Here is a 23,225-nt window from a genome sequence, read left to right on the forward strand (position 1 = left end):
GTAATAATTTGCGAAAACAGGACAGTCGAATAGACATATGAAGATATTTAAACTAAAGATTTTGGGGGCAGCCATTCTTTGGGGATTAACCGGTTTGGCATATCATGCTGATGCGCAGGATGTATCGGAGCTAACATCGGGTGAAGAAGTTACGATCACACTGGATGAAGCGATACAAATTGCACTGGTAAATAATCACCTTTTGAGAAAAGGTCTGTTGGATTTGGACCGGGCTGAAGCACAAATTCGAGAGGCATGGGGTTCAGTGTATCCTCAAATAAATGCTTCCGGGAGTTATACCAGAAACCTTAGAACTCCAAACCCTTTTGCCGGATCTGATGCGGGAGGATTATTTGAATCGTTCGGGGCAGTGGATTGGCTGGCATTTAATGAGAGTGCCAGAACGGATGGCGATCCCAATACAAATCCTATCTCTTTTGATGAGTATCTGGACCGGCAGCGGCAGGGTTACGAAGATGCGGGTATTGCCCCGCCGGGTTCGGATGGAAGCAATCCATTTGCAGTAGAAAATCAGTTTGAATTTGGTCTCTCGGTCACTCAGGCGGTATATAACGGTGCCGCATTTTCTGCAATTAAAGCAGCTAAGCAATTCAGAGAGCTGAATCAGGACCAGGTTCAAGCCGACAGACAGCAGGTAGTAAACGAGGTGAAAAACTCCTTCTACTCTGCCCTGCTTGCCAAGGAGCAGGTTGAAGTTCTTCGCTCAAGTGTAGAAAGGCTGCGGGTTACAGTAGAGGAAACCAGGCGATCTGTTGAAGCGGGAGTTTTATCAAGATACGATCGAGTAAGTGCGGAAGTTGAATTGGTGAACCTGGAAACCAATCTGATTGAAGCTGAAAATCAGGCGGAATTGGCTGCAAAGAATCTGGCACTCCAGCTGGGAATACCTACACAGAATGAGATTAATCTGAGAGGAGCGCTGGAGTATGATGAGTCTATGCAGCCTGAAGTTGCGGACAAGGATGTCGCATATGAAATCGCAATGCAGCAGCGTCCGGATATCAGTCAGACAGAAAACCTGCTGGAACTGAGAGCAATAGAAGGTGAGGTTACAAAATCGAGATACTTCCCAACAGTAAATGCATTCGCGAACTTTGCATATATCGGCTCTGTGCCATCTAACCGAACCTTGATCTCTCCGGTTGAGGGTCAGGAGTTTACGTTTACAACTTCAGACAGAGGGTTTTTTGATGATTCCTATTGGAATGAAGCTGTTTCAGTAGGCTTGAGGATGAATTGGTCGATCTTTAACGGGTTCCAGACTCGAATGCAGGTTCAGCAAAATAAGATTGATATCAAAAAGGCTGAAATTGATCGCGAATTTCAACAGAATGCAGTTTATCTGGAAATCGATCAAACCATGAAGAATCTTGAAACGTCGTTGAGAAGAATCAGAAGCCAGGAGCGAAATTTGGAGCAGGCAGAACTGAACTATGAATTTTCACTTCGAAGATTACAGGAAGGGGCCGGTACGGCATTGCAGGAACGACAGGCTTCATCTCTTTTAGACCAAAGTAAACTTAACTATCTCTCAGCTGTGTACGATTATTTGATCGCACTCAGTCAATACGAAAAATCTATCGGTAAACCGGTATTAGACGCTGAATAAAAATGTTGATGACCAAAATGATGAATACAGTAATAAAAATTTCAAGCTTAATTCTATTGGCTTTCACGTTGGTTTCGTGTGATCAGGGTGAAGAAAATGGAGAGCAAAACGGGACGGATGGCGCCAGATTGATGCCGGTTGAAACTGTGATAATTGAACCGGATAATTTTAATGATTTTGTCCGTACAACAGGGACGGTTGAAGCTATCGATGATGCTATGATCTCTTCTGAAACTTCCGGCAGGATTCTTTCCATTAAAGATCGCGGAGAGAGAGTTCAAAAAGGTGGCGTGATTGCCCAAATAGACGACAGACTGATTCAGGCTCAATATGAAGCGGCAAAAACAGGCTATGAACTGGCTGAAGACACCTTCAACCGCTTTGAGTCACTGCATGCAGATTCAATCATCAGTACACAGGACTACAACAGTGCAAGAGCCCAGAGAGATCAGGCGAGAGCACAACTGAACCAAGTTGAAAAGCAGCTTCAAGATTCAAAAATAGAAGCTCCTTTTTCAGGCAGGATTGAAGAGCGGTTTATCAGCACAGGCGAATTGATCAACCCGGGTATGCCTGTGGTCAGACTTGTAAATACAGATTTGATTCGAGTTATATCCGGGGTGCCGGAAAGATACTCCGGTGAAATTACGGAGGGTTCCAAGGTACAGCTGAATTTTGGAGGATTAAACGGAGAGACTCGTGAAAGTACGGTCACCTACGCGAGTAATGTGTTGGACCCGGAAACCCGGACTTATGCTATAGAAGTGGAAATGAGAAATTCCGAACAGTTGATTAAACCGGATATGGTAGTAGACCTTTTATTGGAACGGCAAACTCTGGAAAATGTAATCATCATTCCGCGAACAGCCGTATTAAGAAACGAGGATGGACAGTCTGTTTACATTGCAAGTGAACAAGATGGGGAAAAAGTGGCCAGGTTGGTAAATGTTGAAACCGGATCTGCAGGCGGTGCTTTGATTCAAATTGTAAATGGTTTGTCTGATGGAGATGAATTAGTAGTAAACGGTGTAAGGAATTTAAGTGAAGGCGATGTATTAAATATTCTGAATACCGAAACCAGCATAGAGAGAGCAGAAAAACTTAAATCGGCAGACAGACCGGTCGTCTCTTACTAAATCAGATATAGCAAAAGAAATTTCGATTGATATCAAATAACGTATGAAATTAACAAACCTAACTTTAAAGAACAGAACGGTTATTGTTGTGCTTACGGCGATACTGATTTTAGCCGGGGCTTTCAGTTACAGTTCAATTCCCAAAGAGTCGAACCCATCGATTGAGATTCCAATATTTATTGTAAATACAATTTATCCGGGAATTTCTCCCGCTGATATGGAATCACTCATCACACAGCCGATTGAGCGAGAACTCCAGGGGATAAATGGAGTTAAAGAGATTCGGTCAAACACGTTGGAAAGTTTCAGCAGTATCGTTGTTGAATTCGATCTCGATGTTCCGCTATCAGAAGCGAGTCAGCGAGTAAGGGAGCGGGTTGATCTGGCCCGAACAGAACTTCCACCGGATGCTGAAGAGCCTTTTATCGTTGAAATTGATCTGGACGATTTTCCAATTATGACGGTGAACCTGGCGGCTGACTACCCGTTATCTCGGTTAACTGAAGTTGCCGAACGTCTGGAAGATGCGATAGAAGCTGGTTCAGGAATTCGGGAAGTTGAAACGGTTGGGGAAATTGAACGTGAAGTGCAGGTGAATGTAGACCTTGGGGAGCTGAATGGGTATGGCCTTGGCTTTGGTCAGCTTGTAAATGCGATTCAGGCACAAAACCTGACCATTCCGGGTGGAACGGTGGATGTGGACAAGATGAGCTACTTGCTTCGGGTAAGCGGTGAATTTGAAGATCCTTCCGAAATAGAGAATCTGGTGATTGCACGTCCTATGGGAGAGCAATCGCAAAGTGCCGGTCTTGTGTACATGCGCGATGTTGCGGATGTTGTGTTTGGTTTCAAGGATAGAGAAAGCTTTGCGCGTCTCAGAGCCTACAAAATGGATGAGAACGGGGAAAAGGTTGAACTGGACGAATCTGAAATTCAGGATAATCAGGTTATCAGTTTAAATATTAAAAAGCGTCCGGGTGCGAACATTCTTGATACCGTAGAAGAAGTAGTAGAAATTGTTGAAGGTTACCCGGTTCCTTCCGGTACCAATGTGGTAATAACGGGTGATCAGAGTGAAAATGTCAGGGATTTGATATCAGACCTTGAAAACAGCATCATCAGTGGTATGCTCTTTGTTGTACTGGTATTGGTCTTTTTCCTGGGAGTTCGAAATGCCTTGCTTGTAGGGACTGCTGTACCGCTTTCTATTTTAGTTGGCTTTATAGTGCTGTACGCCATGGGCTACTCGGCCAACTTTATCATTCTGTTTAGTTTAATTATTGCATTGGGTTTGCTGGTTGATAACTCCATTGTAGTTGTGGAAAATATTTATCGGTACAGAGAATTGGGCTACGAAAGATTCGAGGCTGCCAAACTTGCTACAGATGAAGTCGGTTACGCCCTGATTGCAGCGACTGCAACACTTTTGGCCGCATTTGTGCCAATGACGTTCTGGCCGGGTATTATCGGTCAGTTTATGGGTTACTTACCGATGACGTTGATCGTTGTGTTGCTCTGCTCACTCTTTGTGGCACTAGTTCTTTATCCTGTTCTCACGGCTTACCTGGTAAGGCTGGACGATGAAGAGAAGAAGCCGATGTCGATCTATTTTAAAGGAGCAGCTATTGGTTTCTCGATATTTATTGCAGTGGCCATTGGTATGGCGAATGTTACTACACTGGTTGTAACTGTACTGACAATACTATTCTTTGTCGGATCCTTTAAATACATCATTAAGCCGGTCTCTGAAGTTTTCAACGAGCGAACATTTCCAAGAATACTGAAGTATTATAAAGTAATGCTGCGGACCTTTTTAAAAAGAGACTACACAGTAAAATATGCGTTGCTGAGAAATTCACTCTCTCTAAGCAGTTTGACTGTTGCTTTAGTGCTGGGTGTGCTGGGTGCTGTGATTGGTATTTTTTCTCCGGCATCAACTATTCTTTACATACTGGCCGGAATTTTTGGTGCCCTGGGTGTTATTCTTGTGATCATACATTCCATAGAAGCAATATTTATCGGAGGAAAGATTTCAATTATATCCGGAATTTCGCTGGGGATCCTAAATGCAATTATACTGCTGCTTGTATCCATTTCAGGCTCCGTTAGCTTAAATGTCTGGTTGGTATTAATGTCTGTTCCCCTGCTTTTAGTGGTCATCGGGATATTTGGTTTATTCAGAAAATCTTCCAAGCCATTGATCCTCACAGACAATCGATCGCTACTTCTGAACACCGTGATGGGTGCGCTCCTTGCTATTTTTGGAATGTTTAGTCTTGCACCTACCGGAGTTGAATTCTTCCCTGAAACAGATCCGAGTCGAATTATTATCGAACTGGAAGGACCTATAGGAATGAATGTTGAAGCCAGTGATGAAATTGCTAAAGAGGTTCAGGACAGGATCTATAATTTGATTGATGAAGACCCTCTTGTAAAAGCAAATATTGAGAACCTTCAAACCAATGTTGGGGTTTCTGGTGATCCATTTTTTGGTGGAGGCGGTCAAAGCCCGGAGCTTTCAAGGCTCACGATGAATCTTGTAGATTTTGGGGATAGGGCCGAACCCTCTGCAAATACTCTTACGAAACTACGCGAGATTATCCGGGATATACCGGATATAGCTGTGAAAATAGAGGGTGAAGAGCAGGGTCCACCAACCGGTGCCCCGGTAAACATTGAAGTTTCCGGTGAAAACTTTGACGAGATAGTTCGCATCACAGAAGAGGTTACTCAAATTCTGATTGATGCTTCTGTATCACAATCTGTTCCGGGTCTTGTCGATGTTCGAAATAATGTAAGTGGAGGAACTCCCGAATACCGAATTCTGGTCGATTATGAAAAGGCGAGCCGGCTTGGTTTAAGTATGTCAGATATAGCTCAAACCATTCGGATAGCCAATAATGGATTGGAAACCAGCAAATGGAGGGATGGGGAAGATGAATATGATATCATGGTCAGATTGAGACCTGAAGATCGGCAGGATCTTGAGAGTCTAAGAAATCTCAATATCGTAACACAAATGGGAGCTTCGATGCCTCTTGTTTCCGTTGCAAGTTTTGAAGAAGGTACCGGTTTGGGGTCTATCACCCGATTGAACCTACAAAGAACTGCAACCATCGAGGGACAGGCAGCGCCCGGATTCAGTGGACCGGAAGTACTCGCCAATGCTCAGGAACTTCTGAGCGATTACAGGGCCGATCTGCCGTCAGGATACTCAATGGAATATACCGGTGAAAATGAAGAGCAGGAAGAGGCCTTCGGCTTTTTGACCACAGCTCTGATGGTAGGGTTTGCATTGATATTTTTGGTGATGCTTACCAAGTTTAACAGTGTTGTGTCACCGTTTATAATTATGGTTGCAGTAGGGCTTAGTTTGATAGGTGTGTTGCTGGGGTTAATTCTTACCCGAACACCATTTGGACTGATGACATTTATTGGAATTATTTCACTGGCCGGTATTGTCTGTGTAAATAATATTGTGCTCCTCGACTATGTAAAACAGTTAACTGAGCAGGGTTTACAGAAAAAGAACGCAATTATTGAAGCGGGATTAATTCGATTCAGACCGGTAATTTTAACTGCACTGACCACTATACTTGGTCTGGTACCTCTTACTTTTGGAATAAATATCGATTTTGTGAACCTTTTTGTGAACTTTGATCCTAATTTCCAATTTGGGTCAGAAAGCACAGGTTTCTGGGGGCCCATGGGAATTGCGATTATCAGCGGGTTGACATTCGCAACATTTCTGACACTGATAGTAGTGCCGGTTCTATATTCTGCATTTGACTCCCTGGCTCAAAGATTGGGTGCCTTGAAATCCTAAAACGGATTTATTCTGAGAAATCAGATCTTTCGGCCGGATCATATTTAATAAATGAGATCTGGCTGAATATTCTTATTTTTGATCAAAACAAAGAAGAAAAAAAGTTTACCGTGATTCAAAGACCTCAAACTATATTTCTGATACTGACAGCAATTCTTAACCTCGCTGTTTTCTTTACTCCGATTTACAGTCATGCAGTTAATGACCCCGCAGCTTGGTTTGGGATAGGAATGGCACTCTCTTTAACGTTGCCAATGCTCATTGCCTTAATTTCAATTTTTCTGTACAAAAACAGATCGAATCAATTGAAATGGGTGAAAATCGCCACTTATTTACAGATTGTAGCATTGGGTTTTGCTATAGGTACTCTGTTCTCATTAGGGGGCTTTGGCAAGTTCCTCTGGAAAGAAGTCCTCAGTTCAGGAATTGTAATCTTCTCGTTAGCATCTTTATGGCAAGCCGGCCGTTTGATTAAAAAGGATGAAGAGCTTGTTCAATCTATGGACCGTATACGGTAAATTATTTGAGTAATTCACCACAGAATGATGTTCCCATCACGAAGGTAGTTTTACTGCTCTTTGCAGGCCTTCTTACATTTGGGTTTGCTCCTATCATGGTTCGTTTTGCTACGGATGTTGAGCCTCTGGCGCTTGCAGCAATGCGCACAGGTTTTTCCGCACTGTTATTACTTCCATTCTGGCTGCCAAAACGGATGTCTTTGCAAAAACTGAAGGGTTTGGGAGTAAAGAATTATCTTTTAGTTGCAGCGGGAATTAGTCTGGGGCTCCATTTCACTCTTTGGATCGCTTCGCTCCACTATACTTCTGTTGCGTCAGCCTCAGTGTTGGTAACCATCCATCCTGTAATGTTGATCGTTGCTGAAAGTGTATTTTTTAAATCAAAATTCAGGCCGATAGTTTGGCTTGGGGTAGTGATCGCCTTTTCCGGATCTGTTTTGCTCGGTTTGGCAGACGATACACAAATGAACCAGTTTCCACAGGCAGTTCTTGGTAATACGCTGGCCTTTTCATCTGCTGTAATTTTTGTGGTGTATTTTATGCTGGGTCGTAAGATCAGACAGCACACTGAGTGGATCGACTATGTGTTTTACGTTTATACTTATGCCGCCATCACCTGTGTTATTTTAACAGTGCTTTGGGTGGGTGGAATACCGGCAATAACAACCATCTCTATTTTGGTAGGTTTAGGTTTGGCGATTGGCCCAACAATTTTGGGTCATGGAGCTATGAATTACGCTGTAAAGTACATCTCCCCAACACTGTTATCTACATTGGTTTTGTCTGAAGCAGTGGTTGCAGCAATTGCGGCCTTTTTTATTTTTGGTGAGGTTCCGTCAGGCTTTTCTATCGTTGCGATGCTGATTATTGTTTTTGGGGTGACTCTTACCTGGATGAAAAGAATGAGTCGTCCAACGTAAAGAATGCATAAACAACTGATAAATATTGGTATGTCAACCTTACACTTTTTAAATAATCCTAACGATAAGCCGTTCTTTTGTTCCTCTTAAAAAAATCAGGTAATTTGCCCTTGTAATAAAAGAATGAACTGTGATTAGAGTATATCTAAAAGCATATATAGTCAATTATATCAAGGGTTTACGGTATTTGAAATTGATGATAACAAACGATTTTAGTTTAAGTTTCGTTATTCAGACGAATTTCGGTGGCAAAGTTAATATTTAAGAGATAATAATAACTTGCTATTTCTCAACAGGAACGAACCTGTACTTAATGAAGGCAATCTTACATGAAAATTTAGTGAAAGGCAGAGTATATCTCCTGCTTTCTTTATTTCTGACCTCTTTTCTATTTGCTGTTTCTTGCAGTGTAGAAGAGAATGTTGAAAATGAGGAGGTAGAAGATGAAGCATCACTGCCTGTTTCTGTCCTCGAACCCGTTCAACGCGATTTAGCAGAGATAAAAGAGAGCGGTGTATTGCGAATGATTACCTACTACAGTTCCAATACATATTTCTTAAATCAGGGAATTGAAGTTGGATTTGAGTATGAACTGGTAAAAGAGTTCGCAAGAGAGAATGACCTGGCGCTTGAAGTGGTGATAGTAGGTGCTGACGAGAATCCATTCGACCTGTTAAACAGTGGGCAAGGAGATTTGATTGCGGCAAACTACACCATTACGCCGGAACGACGCGATATTGTACGTTTTACACGTCCTTATAACTTGGTGGACCAGATGTTGGTATTTTCATCACAGGCGCCTGAGCAACCCCAAACATTGGAAGAACTTTCAGGATCAGGAATTTCTGTGTCCGTAAGACGGAACAGTTCTTATTTTTCCAGACTCCAGGATTTGATAGACGAAGGGTATGAAATTGATATAAATATTATGCCCGATGCCATTGATACGGAAGCTGCTTTAATGCAGGTTGGCGAAGGTGAGTTGATGGCCACTGTAGCCGACGATAATATGTTTGATGCAGCCAATCGTTATATGGATGGACTCTTCCCGGGGCCAAAAATTGCTGAACGAGACACAATTGCGTGGGCGATCCGTCAAAATGCTCCCGACTTGGAATCAACAATGAATCGATTTCTGTACAAACATTTTAGATTTACTGATGACCGCGAAAATCCAAGAAGATCTACCTTTTTGAATATACTCAGAAAAAGATATTTCGAAGAGAGTAGACAAATTGCGGAGTTTTACAATCCGGAATGGCAGTACCAAACCATAGGAATAATTTCGCCTTATGACGATATCGTAAAATCAGTTGCGGATTCCCTGAATTTGGATTGGTTGATGCTGACAGCTATGATTGCTCAGGAATCAAGTTTTAATCCGAACAGCAAAAGCTGGGCCGGAGCAGTAGGTTTGATGCAGGTTATTCCAAGATTTGTAGAAACGGAATACGAGCAGCTCTATGATCCGGTTACAAATATTAAAGAGGGTGCACGAATTATTAAAGAGCATTTGAGTCATTACTCCTATATGGACAGTACCAATCAATGGCAGATGGCTTTAGCTACGTATAATGTTGGTCAGGGGCACATGGCCGATGCACGTCGTTTGGTGATTGACCAGAATAAAAATCCCAATGAGTGGGAAAATGTGTCAGGTGCTCTGCTGATGTTGATGCAGCGCAGGTACTATCAAGAGGCTCGTTATGGGTTTGCCAGGGGTATTGAACCGGTGCAGTATGTGAAGGAGATAATGAACCGATACAGAACGTATGAGGCCATTATTGCTCTGGCAGAAAATCAACAAAGAGGCAGCATATCCAATGCGATGATCAGTACGGGATTGTCTAATTAATTTTTAGTATCAATAGGGTCAGATCATCACCCAGCTTGTTTTTAGCGAATTCACGAACATCAGATAAAATTTTGTTCATTAAATCCTGAGATGAAAGATGTCTGTTGTTTAGGATTAACTCGTAAAGCCGCTCTTCTCCAAACTCTTCCTGATGTTGATTCATGGCTTCGTTTACACCATCTGTATAGCATACAATCATATCTCCACTGTATAATTGGATGTCGGTTTGATCATACGGAGAGATGGTTTCCATTGCTCCCAATAAAAGCCCACCCTCTGTGAGCTCTTCTATCTGATCAGATTTATCTCGAAGAAGAATGGGTGGATTGTGTCCGGCATTTACATATCTGAATACGTTGGAATCTTTAAAATACTTGGCCCAGAAAAATGTAATGAATTTATCACTCGGCGTATTTTTAAAGATAAGATCGTTAATTCGTTCTGTTGCTTCATTCAACCCGATATCGACAGGTAACAGAACGTGTAACATGGATTGAAGGTTTGCCATTAACATGGCCGCAGGAACCCCTTTCCCGGTTACATCTCCAATCGCAAAGATTGTGCTTCCATCAGGTGTTTCGGCAATGTCAAAATAGTCTCCTCCTACCTCCCGGGATGAAATGGTTTGTGCTGCAAGATCAACCCCTTTAATTGTTGGAATCGGGTCGGGGAGTAAGCCTCGCTGGATAGATTTTGCAATAGACAGTTCCTCTTCCATTCTCTCTTTGTCGATACGCTCTTCGAGTAAGAATGTTTTTTGAATGGAAACCACTGCCAGGTTTGAAAGAGACTTTAGAAAATTGAAATCTGTTTCTGTATAAGTCTCTTTGTTGAGTCGTTCACCGACTCCAATTACAGCAACTTTTTCACCTTGAATGGAAATCCCGATGATGTTTGTGATCTGGTTGGTCTCGAGAGATTCAACTTTATCGTAGCAGTGATCATCAACAGCCTTCACCTCGGTGGGGCATAGTTCGAATAGTGTATCAATTTCCTGCTGATCAAAACTCTTCTTAATACCGCTCGATGCAAGCAGGGTGTTTTTATCCGGGGTTTTATAAACCAGGAAAAAAGTTCTGATGAATAACTGACCCAGGAGGGCAAATTTAAAAATGCTGGAAATTTTCTCTCGGTCAGTCAGTAAATTAAACTCTTTTGATAGATCAAAGAGCGTGTTTAATTCATGAATTCGTCGGTCCAGCTTACGGTTCGTATTCTTAAGTTCATCAAAGAGGAGTGAGTTGGATAGAGCAACTGACGAGATAATACAGAGGCTTTCAGCAAATTCAAGCTCATGAGGTGCAAATGGTTTTTGTGTGGCTTTGGGGCCAATAAAAAGAAACCCGATGTGCTGATTGCTGGTTCGAAGAGGGAAAAAAATACTGTTTTCCATATTTTCAGCTAGTTTTGGCAGCTGATCTGAAAAGTCATTATATGTAATATGAGAACAGTTTTTTTGAGACTCTTTAAGGCTAATTTTAACCTGGTCACCTTCGGAAATATTCTTTAGCCCTTTCGCTTTTTCAATTTTGTAAATTTTTTTGATTGGATCATAAAAAAGAACAGCGGCTTTGGCGGACAACAGCTTGCCCATTATGATAAGCAGCAGATTATTGAGTACGAAATCACTGCTGCGCGACTCAATGAGCATTCTGCTGGTTTCGAGCACCGTCTTCATTTCAAACCGGTTTTGGAGCTCTTTATTGGATTGAGACATGAGTGCGGTTTTTACGTTCTTTTTTTGCAAAGTCGGATTTCATTCTTGTCAGGCTGAGCGTGATAGGATACGCTGTCCATTAACTGGTGTATCAGGTAAACACCCATACCCCCGCGTTTTCTCTCTTTCATTTTTTTGCGAATATCGGGCAAATCATAACTTTCCGGTTTGAAGCTATTTCCGCTATCAAACAGACTGATGCAAAGTTTATCGGGATCGAAAGAAAGATTAATTTCTACATTCTCGTTATTACTATTTTTATAGGCGTGTTTAATAATATTTGTATAGGCTTCATCTACGGCAAGCTGTAAATCAGACACCTCTTTCCTTGAGAATCCCTGCTTTTTTGCATGTAATGCAATAAAGTCGCGCACCTCGGAAAGGTTTTCTGTAGATGCATTTACTGTAATTCGATATGTGGCCGTTTTATTCAACAGCGATTAATTTTCGTTTGAAAATCGTTCAACAGCGTCTTGTTCGTCCTCGAGAATATCATAGAGAGTAGGAAAGCCGAGCAGGTCAAAAACATTGTAGACCCGTTCGTTCATGTTAGTCAGTTTGATGTCTCCGCCGCTGGATCTCACATCCTCAATATAGGCCATAAATACTCCAAGCCCGGCACTTGCGATGTAGTCGAGTTCACTGCAATTGACAATGATATTCGATTTGTTACTGTTTATGAGGAGTTTTAGAGATTCCTCCAGTTGAGAAGCGGTGTGTGCATCCAACTCTCCATGAAGATCCAACACGTCTAATCCCGAAGATTCCCGGTGGTTAATTTTAAAATTCTTCATCTCAATGTTGATTTCATGTTAATGGGTTCCTCAAAGATAGAAGTTAGGTGGGGTTGTACAAACAATGAATACGAAAAAATAAAAGATAGGTTACAAAAAATAAGGCATCACACGTATCCGGTGTGATGCCCTGACTATTCATCAAGAGAGACGCTACTTGAGCGCATAAGAATATTAGCAAAAATGAACGAAAAAGCACAACTATAATTGATTTTGCCTATAAATAATCGTGTAAAGTAGTGAAAAACCAATTTTTACAGTTTGTTAGAGTGATGATATGTGCATAAGTTTTGAGTATTATTTGTCTGCTCGAAACATAGACTTCAATTTCTTGTTAATTATTGAGAGTGGAATAATTAAATGCTATATCAACAACAAACCCCATAAACCTATCGATTATGAAAAAGCTATTATTTGCAATTTTAAGTATCGGTTTTCTATTTGCATTTACTGAACAGGTAAGTGCACAGTGGTCAATCGGTGCCAGTTACGAAACAAGAAATGAGGATCCAACAAATGGATTTGGCTTACGAGTTGAAAGAAGTATCCTTTCAATGGTACCGGTTGTAGACTTCAATATGAGAGCTCACTTCAGCTTTTTTAATGATGACGCTGTAGTAACGAGAGACGATCAGAATTTTAGCGGTGATGTTGAAGCCTACGATTTCGGTTTGGCACTCACTGCCGGAGCCAAATTGGCCCTAATCAAGCCGTATATTGGTCTTGGTGTCGGTTCTGAAAACTACAGTTTTGAAGGTCAGACTAATTTTGACGAAACAAATCTGTTTTGGAATGGATTTGGCGGAATTGAGTTAGCGTTATTGCCAATGATCAGTCCGTTTGTGGAGTACAGAATTTCCAACATTTCCGGTTCAGATCAAATAAACTTTGATAATGTAAGCCGGCTGGCTCTTGGTGTTTCGCTTCGATTCTGAACAATCGGTAAAATGATCTAAAACGAGATATAAAAAAGGCTCCCTGATTTGGGAGCCTTTTTAAATCTGAATAACTAATTAAGTCTGGAAATCCAGGATTGCGCATCGTACTCATCAGCCAGCTTATCCTGTAGATTTTTTGCCATATCCTCGGTCTCAACCCTACCAATTCGTACCCGGTACCAAACATCACCGGTTTCTTCATCTCCATACTGTACAACAAAAGCATTATCGAAGCCTCTGTCTTTCCACTCACTTAATTCCTGATCTGCTTTTTCCTTAGATCTCCATGATTGAACCTGAACAGCAAAATTTCCACTGTCGCTGAATTCAAATTGATTTTGCCGTTCTGCCTCTGCAATGCTGTCCTGACGCACCTGTGCTATGCTATCTTGAACCATCTGCTCCATTTGAGCTTCATAGACCCGCTCAAGTGAATCTCTTTCAGCTTGTTGACGTTCCAGTTGCTGTTGCTGCAACTCCTCTTCACTTGGACCACACCCCGCAATGAGTGTGATTGCAAAAATGGCTGTACCCAAAAATGTTAATATTGTTTTCATAATGATATAGAAAGTTTGTAATCGCCTTATGTAGTTATTTGTAGAACCAACAGTATTAAAAACTTAATTCTTTATGTGGTCTTTAACAACAAGACGAAAATTTTCTGATGAAATACTCTTTAATGGCTCAGGAAAAATGCTTAATTTAAATAGACTGAATTTAAATAAGGTTATAAAAAGCCTTTTTTGATCTCTTGGAGAGGTTCGATTATGCTATTAGAAGTAAAAAATATTGAAAAATCATTCGAAAAGGGGAATCCTGTCGTAAATGATGTTTCATTTTCTGTTGGCGAAAATGAAATTTTTGCTCTGCTTGGTCCCAGTGGTTGTGGTAAAACAACTACATTGAGAATGATTTCAGGATTTGAGAGATCAGACAAAGGCTCTATTGCACTTGAAGGGAAAGAGATTTCATCAAATAGTGTCCACGTATCTCCCCAAAAGAGAGGGATTGGTTTTGTATTTCAGGACTATGCCCTTTTTCCACACATGTCTGCTCTTGATAATGTAGCATTTGGTTTAACCAGCCTGCCGAAGTTTAAACGAAAAGTATTTGCCGAAGAGGTTTTGTGTCGCACGGGAATGGGTGACTATAAACACCGGAGCCCGGCAGAACTGTCTGGCGGGCAGCAGCAACGAGTGGCGCTAGCCAGAGCAATTGCCCCGGAACCGAAGCTCGTTCTTTTGGATGAACCATTTTCAAACCTGGATGCAATGTTGCGTGAATCTACCCGGAAAGAGGTCAGGTCAATCATCAAAAAAGCCGGAATGAGCGCAATTCTGGTGACTCACGATCAGGAAGAGGCTCTTTCTTTTGCTGATCGGATTGCCGTAATGAATGACGGTAAAATTGAACAGATCGGAACTCCTGAAGAGGTCTATTATAAGCCGAAAACAAAATTTGTAGCACAATTTTTAGGTCGGACAAATTTATTTGAGGGAGACGTAGACGATACAGATTGCATTGATACAAATTTAGGGTGTTTACAGTTGAATTGCCGGGCAAAAGGACGTGTAACTTGTTCAATTCGTCCGGAGCATCTTACCATAGAGCGTCCAAATGGGAGTAATACTTCTCTAAACAGGTGTAAAAGAGGCATAGTAATATCAAGAGAGTTTAAAGGTCATGACATTACCTATCATGTGGAGTGTGGTGGGGAACGATATATTGTACACACCGACAATAGGGTGGTTTTTGAGACCAACGAAGAGGTGATGGTAAAACCATTGGAGCCTGCTGTTGTTCTTACAGGTGCTTAATTACTCTTCTTATTTATTTCGGCTACCATCTCTGCACTCGTTCCGGTAACTATTCTAAGATAAATCTTCTCGGGTAATAAATATTTGATTACGACTGCCAAATAAGCTTTAAGTTGTAGGATATGTCAGTAATTGATAGATATATTGTTTAGAATATCTGTTTTTAAACATTAACTAACCCTGATCTAAAATGAGACTATTGAAGGATTTTAAATCATTTGCCATGCGTGGCAATGTACTGGATCTTGCAGTTGCAGTTGTTATCGGTGCGGCATTCGGGAGGATTGTAACCTCTTTCGTAAATGATGTATTAATGCCACCCATCGGATTGCTTCTGGGCGGTATAGACTTTACGGAGTTTGTATTAACGCTAAAAAGGGCAACGGGCGATGCGGCTGCAGTTACTATCAACTACGGGTCGTTTATTCAAAATATCGTTGATTTCACAATCATTGCATTTGCTATCTTTATGGTGATCCAAGCCTTTGAGAGAATGAAAAGGAAAGAAGAGGTTAAACCTACTCCACCGCCTGCACCTTCAGCAGAAGAGAAGTTACTGACTGAAATACGGGATTTGCTAAAAGAGAAGTAGAAAGCAAAATTAATAATCGTGGGCGGCACGGAATGTCAGAAATTCGTTGATATTATTCATATCCAAAACGCCTACGATTTCTCCATTATCCATGACCGGGAAAAAGTTCTTATTACCGCGTTTGAACTCACGGTAGGCTGATGGAAGCGGATCGCCGGCATTCAGCGTAATGATGTTCTGTTCCATAACTTCAGAAACCACAGTCTGTTTTCCCTTCTCTCGAACGGCTTGTGCAAGATCAGACATAAAAAGAATGCCTACCACATTATCATTTTCCTGAACGATAAAATCCTGCTCTGTACTGGAAAGAATTCGATCAATGGCAACTTGAAGTGTATCGTCAGGTTTTAGTATAGTAAAATCAGTAATCATGGCATCTTCTATGTCATTTCCCTCCAGCAGGCTTATCTGCTGAATCATGATATTTTCTGAGTGAGCTCCGAAGTAGATGAAAACAGCTATAACGGCAAGGATAATGTTTGAAAACAGCCCAAAAAGAAAAAAGAGCAGTGCTAAAAATTTACCCAGTGCGGTTGCAGCCTTTGTAGCCTGAACCCGGCTCATTCGGGTTGCAAGAATTGCTCTGAAAACACGTCCACCATCCATGGGAAATGCAGGTATCATATTAAATGCAACGAGCGCCACATTGATGGCAAACAGGTAGAAAAGAAAATTTTGTGCATTGATACTGACTAACTGCTCTTCCAGCATTTCCGGATCATCAACTAAAAATTGATCAAGTGGAACCACCATCCAAAGTAAAAGAGCAATGACAACATTCACCAAAGGTCCGGCAATGGCAATAATAAATTCTTCTTTAGGATTTTCGGGCATATCCTTCAAATTGGCAACGCCACCGATGGGGAACAGGGTGATGTTTCGGGTTCCAACACCGTATCGTCTAGCAGCCAGTGCGTGACCAAATTCGTGGAGTACAACACAAATGAAAAGTGCGGTGATAAAGGCAAAATTCCAGAAGAGATCTGCGTATGATCCATCATTGGAAAGAACCATAAACCCGATAAAAAGGAAGAGAAGCCAGAATGTCCAGTGAATCTGAACCTTAATTCCTGCAAATCTACCAAGTTGTAATGAAGCGCTCATTTAAATGTGGTTTATATATAAAAAAAGCTGTCCTCCCAATATGGAAAGACAGCTTGAATTTAAAAAGAGTCAGGAGAATTTTTTGATTGCTCTATCCACCGAGTTTTTCAACTCGCTACTCGATTTTTCAATACCTTGTTTTAAATCTTCCCAAGCTTCTTCACCGGCTTCTTCCAATTTTTTGAGTTTCCCCTTCAGCTCTTCACGTTTTTCTCGAATGGTTTCTATCTCATCTTTATAGTCTGTTTCAGCGTCCACCTGCTTTTGCTTAGCTTTGGCCTTCAGTTTATCAACCTCGGCTTTCCATTCATCCAATTTTGCTTCAAATTTTTTCCTATACGCTTCTTTCTTTTCCATGGCTTCCTCTTATTTGATTTTTCACTACACTCTATGTAATTGGATAACAATCTATTGAGGAAATTACGTTCCCCCCCACTCTATTAGGGTGAACATAAAAAAAGAATATCTGCCGATGACAGATATCCTTTAAACCAGAACTTTAAAAAGGTGTAAAGAATTACACTTTTTTGAACATGGCAATCGCGTTGTGACCGCCAAAGCCGAAATTATTGCTCATGGATACATCCACTTTTGTCTCCCGTGCATCCCCTAAAACAATATCGATGTTTTTCGGAATTTCGGGGTCAATTGTCTTGGTGTTGATGGTTGGAGGAATAACATCATTCTTAACAGCTAGAACTGAAAGTACAGCCTCTGCGGCACCTGCAGCGCCAAGAAGGTGACCGGTCATCGATTTTGTGGCACTGATTACCGGTCGGGAACTGCTATTTTCATACAGTTTGGAAACGGCTTTGGTTTCACTGATATCACCAACCGGAGTTGACGTGGTGTGAGTATTGATATAGTCCACATCTTCGGGATTCACTCCGGCTTCTTCCATGGCAAGCCTCATCCCACGCAGTGCACCGAGTCCTTCAGGGTGCGTTGCCGTAAGGTGATAGGCATCTGCCGTCATTGCCGCACCACATACTTCAGCATAGATATTTGCTCCCCGCGCTTTGGCATGTTCATACTCTTCTAATATTAATGCGCATGCACCTTCACCCATTACAAATCCATCGCGTTCGGGATCGAATGGACGGGATGCGGTTTCGGGAGAGTCGTTTCGAGTACTCATCGCTTTCATGGCTGTAAATCCGCCAATGGTCGCCTCGGTAATTGGGGCCTCTGATCCGCCGGCAACAAATGCTTTGGCCTTGCCCAACTTAATGTAGTTGAAAGCATCCATAATGGCTGTGTTTGAGCTTGCGCAAGCCGATATCGTGGTGTAGTTAGGCCCCATTAAACCAAACTTCATGGAGATCAATCCGGAAGCCATGTTTGGAATCAGGCGAGGTACAAAGAACGGACTGAAACGCGGATTAAAATCATTTTTGACATAGTTTTTCATCTCGTCTTCAAACGTTCCCATGCCTCCCTGGCCGGTACCCCAGATGACACCCATGTCAAATGGTGACTCTTTATCGAGGTCTAGTCCGGAATCTTCTATTGCTTCAGCTGAAGCGTATAGCCCGTATTGTGTAAACAGATCGGAGCGTTTAATCTCGTTTCTGTCGAGGCGGCTTTTCGGGTCGAAACCCTTTACTTCGCAAGCGAAGTGAGTTGGAAATTTTTCCGGGTTAAATTTGGTGATGGGTGCAGCCCCACTTTTGCCATTTACAGCATTTTCCCAGTAATCGGCAACGGTATTTCCCAATGGGGTGAGGGCTCCAAGGCCCGTAATCACAACTCGTGTATCGTTCATTGTGTTGTTTTTGATTTACGTTATTATAATTTCTTTGCTTGAAGAGCAAATACCCTTCAAAGTTTCGGTCTTTATTTACTGCAGATCGTTGATTTTATCTTCCAGTTCGCCAAGCAATTCACCATATCGGTTCCAATCTCCATTTTCAAGAGCTTCTTTTAAATCATTCCATATGGAACGTATTTCATCAAGTGCCTGCCTGTTAATAGCAGTCTCTTCAGTGAGAGCGGTTTCCGGCAGATTATCTTGATTTACTAATGGTGATGTTGCAATAATTGGTGCGGCTTCGTCTCCGAAGAGGTCAAAAAGTGCTTCGTCGAGAGTTGGCTGCATGGAAATTGCATCTCCTATAGCAACAATAACTCGTTGTAATTGCGGAATATCAACTCCTTCGGCAATCAGAAACACGGGCTCTACGTAAAGGAATGAGTTTTCAATGGGTATTACCATCAGGTTTCCACGAATTACGCTTGAGCCTCTTTGATCCCAAAGTGCAATTTGGCGGGAAATTTCGGGGTCCTGATCAATTCGAGCCTCAATCTGAGCAGGCCCATAGATCAATCGCTCTTTTGGCAGTTTATAAACAATCAGATCTCCATAATTTCCGGGATCAGATTTTGCCGTCATCCACGAAATCATATTATCTCTGTTTTCAGGCGTTAGCGGACTGATAAGCATAAACTCCAGTTCATTTTCACCCGGGAGTCTGGCCAGTACATAATAGGGATCCATCAGCATTTGACGGCCACCATATTTTTCGTTTGGCCGAGTCCACAAATCTTCCTGGTTGTAAAAAACCTGAGGTGTGGTCATGTGGTATCTCGAAAATGTTTCGATCTGAATTTCGAAAAGATCCTGAGGATATCTGAATTGATTTTCTATCCCTTCCGGCAGTTCATCCAGCGATTTGAAAACACCGGGGAAGATGGAGTCATAAACTTCCAGAACCGGATCATTTTCGTCCACAATATAGTAATCGACAGTTCCCTCATAAGCATCCACTACAATCTTAACTGAGTTCCTGATGTAGTTGAAACTGTTGCGATATCGCTGAGAATATGGAAAATGTGAGGATGTTGTGTAGGCATCCTGAACCCAGTAGAGCCTGCCATCATTCAGTACCAGATAGGGATCCCTGTCCAATTCTAAAAAGGGTGTAATTTTACGAATTCTTTCCTGAACGCTTCTCCAAATTTGAAGCCGGCTATCTTCGGTGATATAATCGGTGAGCAGAATATTTATATCCCCCAGTTCCCAGGCAAACAATAGTTTTCTGAAAAAATCACTGATTTGAATTCCTCCATTTCCACTGTAATGAGTGTACACATTAGCATCACCATCCGGGTAATGGAGCTCTTCAATACCGGAGTTTACTACATAGTAACCCGAACTGTTTTCACCATAATAGATAGCCGGATTGTCCACTTTCAAATCGTCGCTATCCCAAGATGGAGGAAGATTTCGAATACTTAATCTGGGTTCACCTTGACTGTTTGTTTCAGTAACCGGACTCATAACCAGTCCATAACCGTGGGTGTATTGAAGATGGCGATTCACCCAAGTATCGGATTGACTGGGAAGCGTTCTGGCAATTTCGCGGGCAGAAAGCATCATCTGGGTTACATCACCATCTACCGTGTATCGATCGTTATCGACTGAATAGAACTCGTAATATGAACGGATCTCCTGCAGCTGTTTGTAGGTATTTATCAGCAGACGAGAATCCCAGAGACGAATATTGTCAATGGCGTCGCGATTATTTGTAATGTCGGAAACCGTAAGTGTGTCATTTGCCTGATACTCCACTTCCTGAACATTGTGGAGATTATAGGCCAGGCGGGTCATTTCTATATTACGCTCCAAATAGGGCGATTCTAACTCCAGTTCATTGGGTTCAACATTGAACTTCTGAACCATTCCGGGGAGAGCCGCACGCCCGAGAATCAAAACAACCACAGTGAGGACTGCAAGACCGGGTATGGCTTTGCTTGTATTGACCCAGCGACTGACCAGAATTAAAAGAGCTAGGGCAATTGTCAGTACAAACATGATCCAAATGGCAGGCAGCTGGTACATTACATCCGTGTAGCCCGCGCCAAATACAATTCCATCTGCTTTGTATACGAGATTGTAACGATCCAGGTAGAGTCCCCATGCTACAAGTCCAAGCCAGGCAACCACGTTAATCTTAATATGGTTGAGAACTTTCTTGCCGGCATTAAAATCTGTGAATGATCGCACCATCAACAAGCCTGTAAAAATATAGGCCATGGTAATGATGATGAGTGTAATGAAGACTATAGAAGTAAAGGATGATTGAGCCAGATCCCAGAACGGAAGTTCAAACATGAAAAAACTGATGTCCCGTCCAAACATAGGATCAACTTCTCCAAAAGGGACGCTGCTTATAAATCGAAGAGATTCATCCCAGCGGATATAAAAACTGAGTGCAAAAATAACAGCCATTATCAATCCGCCAAGCGTAAAAAACTGTTTTATCCGTTTACTGGCAAAATCGGTGTTAAGGTCAATATTTGAGCCTTGAAGTGGTGATCCACTTAAATTTGCATTTTTTAGTTGCTCAGCTAAAAATCGAAAGTTTGGAATAAAGAAGAGTGAGGCAATGATAAATGCCAATAGGGTTAATACAACCTGAGTACCCCTCAGTGTCCAGAAGATTTGGGAATAACCCACTTCACTCAACCAAAGCCATTCGAAAATGTAACTGGATGAGAGTGTAAGGATGAATAGTGGTATCGCAATGAAAGCGATTATGCGAAGTACGCGTAAATTCATATAAGAGTATTAAGGTCGGCCGTTGATAATTTCAGAGTAAAAATACGAATTTACGGCTTCAAGCTCGAATTCTATTCAAACTAAAGAGAGCTCAGTATATTAGTGCCTTTTACGAATCTGAATTTACACCCAAAGAATTAGGGTTTAAATTTTGCAGCATCCAGAATTGACCAAAGATGGATTACCCATCCAAGCAGTATAACCCAAAGAACAGCTGCCGAAACAAACATTACGACAGATATTATGAGTCGTCCCTGTAGAAGTTGCCCGAGCCCCGGGATGATTAAACTTGCGAGTGCAGCAATCACATTGCCGCCTGATCCTTGTCCTGCCATATCTTTTTGTATTTTATGTTCGGTTTTTAATCCATTACGAGAATAGCAGAAAATTGTTAGCAGAAAAAATTTAACCCCGAGATTGCTTAGGAATATGAAGAAAAAAGAGTGTCCCGGCTGTGCAATGGAGGTAGATTCAAAGGCTGAAGTTTGCCCCATTTGCGGATATGAATTTCCCAAACAGCCGGTATCGCTAAAAATTGCAGTTTGGTTATTTATTATTCTAACCTTGATGTGGGTCTTTTTTTAGAGGTTTGAATTCTGCTTAAGATATTTACGGTGAATTATTTGTCAGTTGCAGAATGATCAAATATTTGAAACTCTTGAGGCGCATTTTGCTGTACTTCTTTCGATTTGAGCATCGCACTATATTCATGACGAAGGGCGGTTTTAGATCTCAGGTCAGCAAATCCTTTGCTTTTCTTTTCCGAGGGTAACCCAATGAGTTTCCGAAGTTCTGTATCGTAGAAATTAATTTGATTGTTTTGCCAGAGGAGTTCAGCAATTGAATAGCCGGAGCTGTATTTAAATTGTGATGCTTTAAACTGTTTTGGCCGAGCGTTTGGATTCACGTTTAAGTCGAAAAAATTAAGCAGTTTCGACAGAACAATTTCAGTGGCTTTAAATTTAGCTTCTTCCGAGTAACCGGCAATATGCGGAGTGGCAATCAGAGCATGTTTTGCAATTTGATTGTTAAAGTCGGGTTCCCCTTCCCAGACATCCAGTATGTAGTTCCGAATCGCTTGCGATTGCCAAAGTTCAAACATCGATTTTTCATTCACCACACCACCCCTGCTGGTGTTGATGATCAAATCAAACCCGTTTTGCAGCCATTTTTTGTCAGCCAGATGTACGGTGGGATGCTTGCCGGATGGATTGAGCGGAGTATGAAAAGTAAGAATGTCGGCTTTCAGTAGTTCAGCTTCAGCAGCTGATATAAAACCGGTTTCACTTTCCGCTTTTGGAGGGTCGTACGCTACATAATCAATATTCAGTTTTTTAAGAAGTCGAATCACAGAACCTCCGGTATTGCCGCACCCAACAACGCCTACCTTTTTTGAGTAAAGGTCCGTATCCGTTTTCCATGCCCAATAGAACAGACCGGTGATCACAAATTCGGCCACAGCATTTGCATTGCATCCTTCCGACTGTGAAAATGCAACTCCTTCTCTTTTCAGGAATCCGTGATCAATATGGTCAGTTCCGGCAGTTCCGGTTCCTATAAATTTAAGTTTGCCTACATCCGGTAGAGATTCGGCGTTAATCGGGGTTACCGTACGAACCAAAAGTGCATTAAAAGAGGAAGTGTGATCAGGAAGGCCTTTTGCAGGATCAAAACGAGTAAGCCGAACTTCTTCCGGGAGAAGCTCATCTAAATATTGAAGGTATTGATCAGCCAGTAAGTTGACAGTCATAAATGCATGTTTGATTCCGTGATGAACGATCAAATTATGTATATTGAGTAAGTTTACAAATCACTGT

Annotated in this window: 19 protein-coding genes; 9 read left to right on the forward strand and 10 right to left on the reverse strand. The window is 41.8% G+C overall.

Going from position 1 to position 23,225, the window contains the following annotated elements; all coding sequences use genetic code 11:
* Nucleotides 1–37 precede the first annotated feature (37 nt).
* The 6 genes from CWD77_RS08175 (at nucleotide 38) to CWD77_RS08200 (ending at nucleotide 9,885) form a co-directional block, all read left to right on the forward strand.
* Nucleotides 38–1,630 (forward strand): TolC family protein, encoded by a 1,593-nt coding sequence (locus CWD77_RS08175; protein ID WP_101073080.1) that lies wholly within the window; start codon nucleotides 38–40, stop codon nucleotides 1,628–1,630.
* Between the two features lie 17 nt (nucleotides 1,631–1,647).
* Nucleotides 1,648–2,766: an efflux RND transporter periplasmic adaptor subunit gene (locus CWD77_RS08180; RefSeq protein ID WP_165779113.1), complete on the forward strand. Its 1,119-nt coding sequence runs from the start codon at nucleotides 1,648–1,650 to the stop codon at nucleotides 2,764–2,766.
* A 43-nt stretch (nucleotides 2,767–2,809) separates the two neighbouring features.
* Entirely contained in the window at nucleotides 2,810–6,592 is a 3,783-nt protein-coding gene (locus CWD77_RS08185) for an efflux RND transporter permease subunit (RefSeq protein WP_101073082.1), read from the forward strand.
* A gap of 110 nt (nucleotides 6,593–6,702) precedes the next feature.
* Entirely contained in the window at nucleotides 6,703–7,110 is a 408-nt protein-coding gene (locus CWD77_RS08190; RefSeq protein WP_101073083.1) for a DUF4293 family protein, read from the forward strand.
* Between the two features lie 5 nt (nucleotides 7,111–7,115).
* Complete coding sequence (locus CWD77_RS08195; protein WP_240596739.1) at nucleotides 7,116–8,030, forward strand: DMT family transporter; 915 nt, start codon at nucleotides 7,116–7,118, stop codon at nucleotides 8,028–8,030.
* Between the two features lie 313 nt (nucleotides 8,031–8,343).
* Nucleotides 8,344–9,885 (forward strand): MltF family protein, encoded by a 1,542-nt coding sequence (locus CWD77_RS08200; protein WP_101073084.1) that lies wholly within the window; start codon nucleotides 8,344–8,346, stop codon nucleotides 9,883–9,885.
* Here CWD77_RS08200 and CWD77_RS08205 read toward each other — a convergent pair.
* From CWD77_RS08205 to CWD77_RS08215, 3 genes are read right to left on the reverse strand one after another with little or no spacing between them, the layout of a single operon-like run.
* Nucleotides 9,878–11,602: a SpoIIE family protein phosphatase gene (locus tag CWD77_RS08205; RefSeq protein ID WP_101073423.1), complete on the reverse strand. Its 1,725-nt coding sequence runs from the start codon at nucleotides 11,600–11,602 to the stop codon at nucleotides 9,878–9,880. The genes CWD77_RS08200 and CWD77_RS08205 overlap by 8 nt on opposite strands.
* A gap of 11 nt (nucleotides 11,603–11,613) precedes the next feature.
* Complete coding sequence (locus CWD77_RS08210; protein ID WP_240596740.1) at nucleotides 11,614–12,036, reverse strand: ATP-binding protein; 423 nt, start codon at nucleotides 12,034–12,036, stop codon at nucleotides 11,614–11,616.
* Between the two features lie 6 nt (nucleotides 12,037–12,042).
* A complete protein-coding gene (locus CWD77_RS08215; RefSeq protein ID WP_101073086.1) occupies nucleotides 12,043–12,396 on the reverse strand; it encodes an STAS domain-containing protein in 354 nt (117 codons plus the stop codon).
* 398 nt (nucleotides 12,397–12,794) lie between these two features.
* Here CWD77_RS08215 and CWD77_RS08220 point away from each other — a divergent pair, with 398 nt between their 5' ends.
* Nucleotides 12,795–13,331 carry an outer membrane protein gene (locus tag CWD77_RS08220; RefSeq protein WP_101073087.1) on the forward strand — a complete coding sequence of 179 codons (537 nt, stop codon included), beginning with the start codon at nucleotides 12,795–12,797 and terminating at the stop codon, nucleotides 13,329–13,331.
* Between the two features lie 74 nt (nucleotides 13,332–13,405).
* Here CWD77_RS08220 and CWD77_RS08225 read toward each other — a convergent pair whose 3' ends face one another.
* Nucleotides 13,406–13,891: an SPOR domain-containing protein gene (locus CWD77_RS08225; RefSeq protein WP_101073088.1), complete on the reverse strand. Its 486-nt coding sequence runs from the start codon at nucleotides 13,889–13,891 to the stop codon at nucleotides 13,406–13,408.
* A 210-nt stretch (nucleotides 13,892–14,101) separates the two neighbouring features.
* On the opposite strand from CWD77_RS08225, the gene CWD77_RS08230 reads away from it, so the two are divergent.
* Nucleotides 14,102–15,151 (forward strand): ABC transporter ATP-binding protein, encoded by a 1,050-nt coding sequence (locus CWD77_RS08230; protein WP_101073089.1) that lies wholly within the window; start codon nucleotides 14,102–14,104, stop codon nucleotides 15,149–15,151.
* A 190-nt stretch (nucleotides 15,152–15,341) separates the two neighbouring features.
* A complete protein-coding gene (gene mscL, locus CWD77_RS08235) occupies nucleotides 15,342–15,743 on the forward strand; it encodes a large-conductance mechanosensitive channel protein MscL (RefSeq protein WP_101073090.1) in 402 nt (133 codons plus the stop codon).
* A gap of 9 nt (nucleotides 15,744–15,752) precedes the next feature.
* On the opposite strand, the gene CWD77_RS08240 is transcribed toward mscL, so the two are convergent.
* The 6 genes from CWD77_RS08240 to CWD77_RS08265 form a co-directional block, all read right to left on the reverse strand.
* Complete coding sequence (locus CWD77_RS08240; RefSeq protein ID WP_101073091.1) at nucleotides 15,753–16,847, reverse strand: site-2 protease family protein; 1,095 nt, start codon at nucleotides 16,845–16,847, stop codon at nucleotides 15,753–15,755.
* Nucleotides 16,848–16,916: 69 nt separating this feature from the next.
* Nucleotides 16,917–17,204: a sll1863 family stress response protein gene (locus CWD77_RS08245; protein WP_101073092.1), complete on the reverse strand. Its 288-nt coding sequence runs from the start codon at nucleotides 17,202–17,204 to the stop codon at nucleotides 16,917–16,919.
* Nucleotides 17,205–17,364: 160 nt separating this feature from the next.
* The gene (gene fabF / locus CWD77_RS08250; protein ID WP_101073093.1) at nucleotides 17,365–18,612 is read right to left on the reverse strand and encodes a beta-ketoacyl-ACP synthase II; all 1,248 of its coding nucleotides are present in this window, start codon (nucleotides 18,610–18,612) and stop codon (nucleotides 17,365–17,367) included.
* A gap of 75 nt (nucleotides 18,613–18,687) precedes the next feature.
* On the reverse strand, nucleotides 18,688–21,408 hold the full coding sequence (locus CWD77_RS08255) for a UPF0182 family membrane protein (protein ID WP_101073094.1): 2,721 nt from the start codon (nucleotides 21,406–21,408) through the stop codon (nucleotides 18,688–18,690).
* A 137-nt stretch (nucleotides 21,409–21,545) separates the two neighbouring features.
* Nucleotides 21,546–21,743 carry a hypothetical protein gene (locus CWD77_RS08260; protein ID WP_101073095.1) on the reverse strand — a complete coding sequence of 66 codons (198 nt, stop codon included), beginning with the start codon at nucleotides 21,741–21,743 and terminating at the stop codon, nucleotides 21,546–21,548.
* A gap of 284 nt (nucleotides 21,744–22,027) precedes the next feature.
* Complete coding sequence (locus CWD77_RS08265; RefSeq protein WP_101073096.1) at nucleotides 22,028–23,158, reverse strand: 4-phosphoerythronate dehydrogenase; 1,131 nt, start codon at nucleotides 23,156–23,158, stop codon at nucleotides 22,028–22,030.
* Nucleotides 23,159–23,225: the final 67 nt, after the last annotated feature.

The organism is Rhodohalobacter barkolensis, assembly GCF_002834295.1.
In the GTDB taxonomy this organism is placed as follows: Bacteria; Bacteroidota; Rhodothermia; order Balneolales; family Balneolaceae; genus Rhodohalobacter; species Rhodohalobacter barkolensis.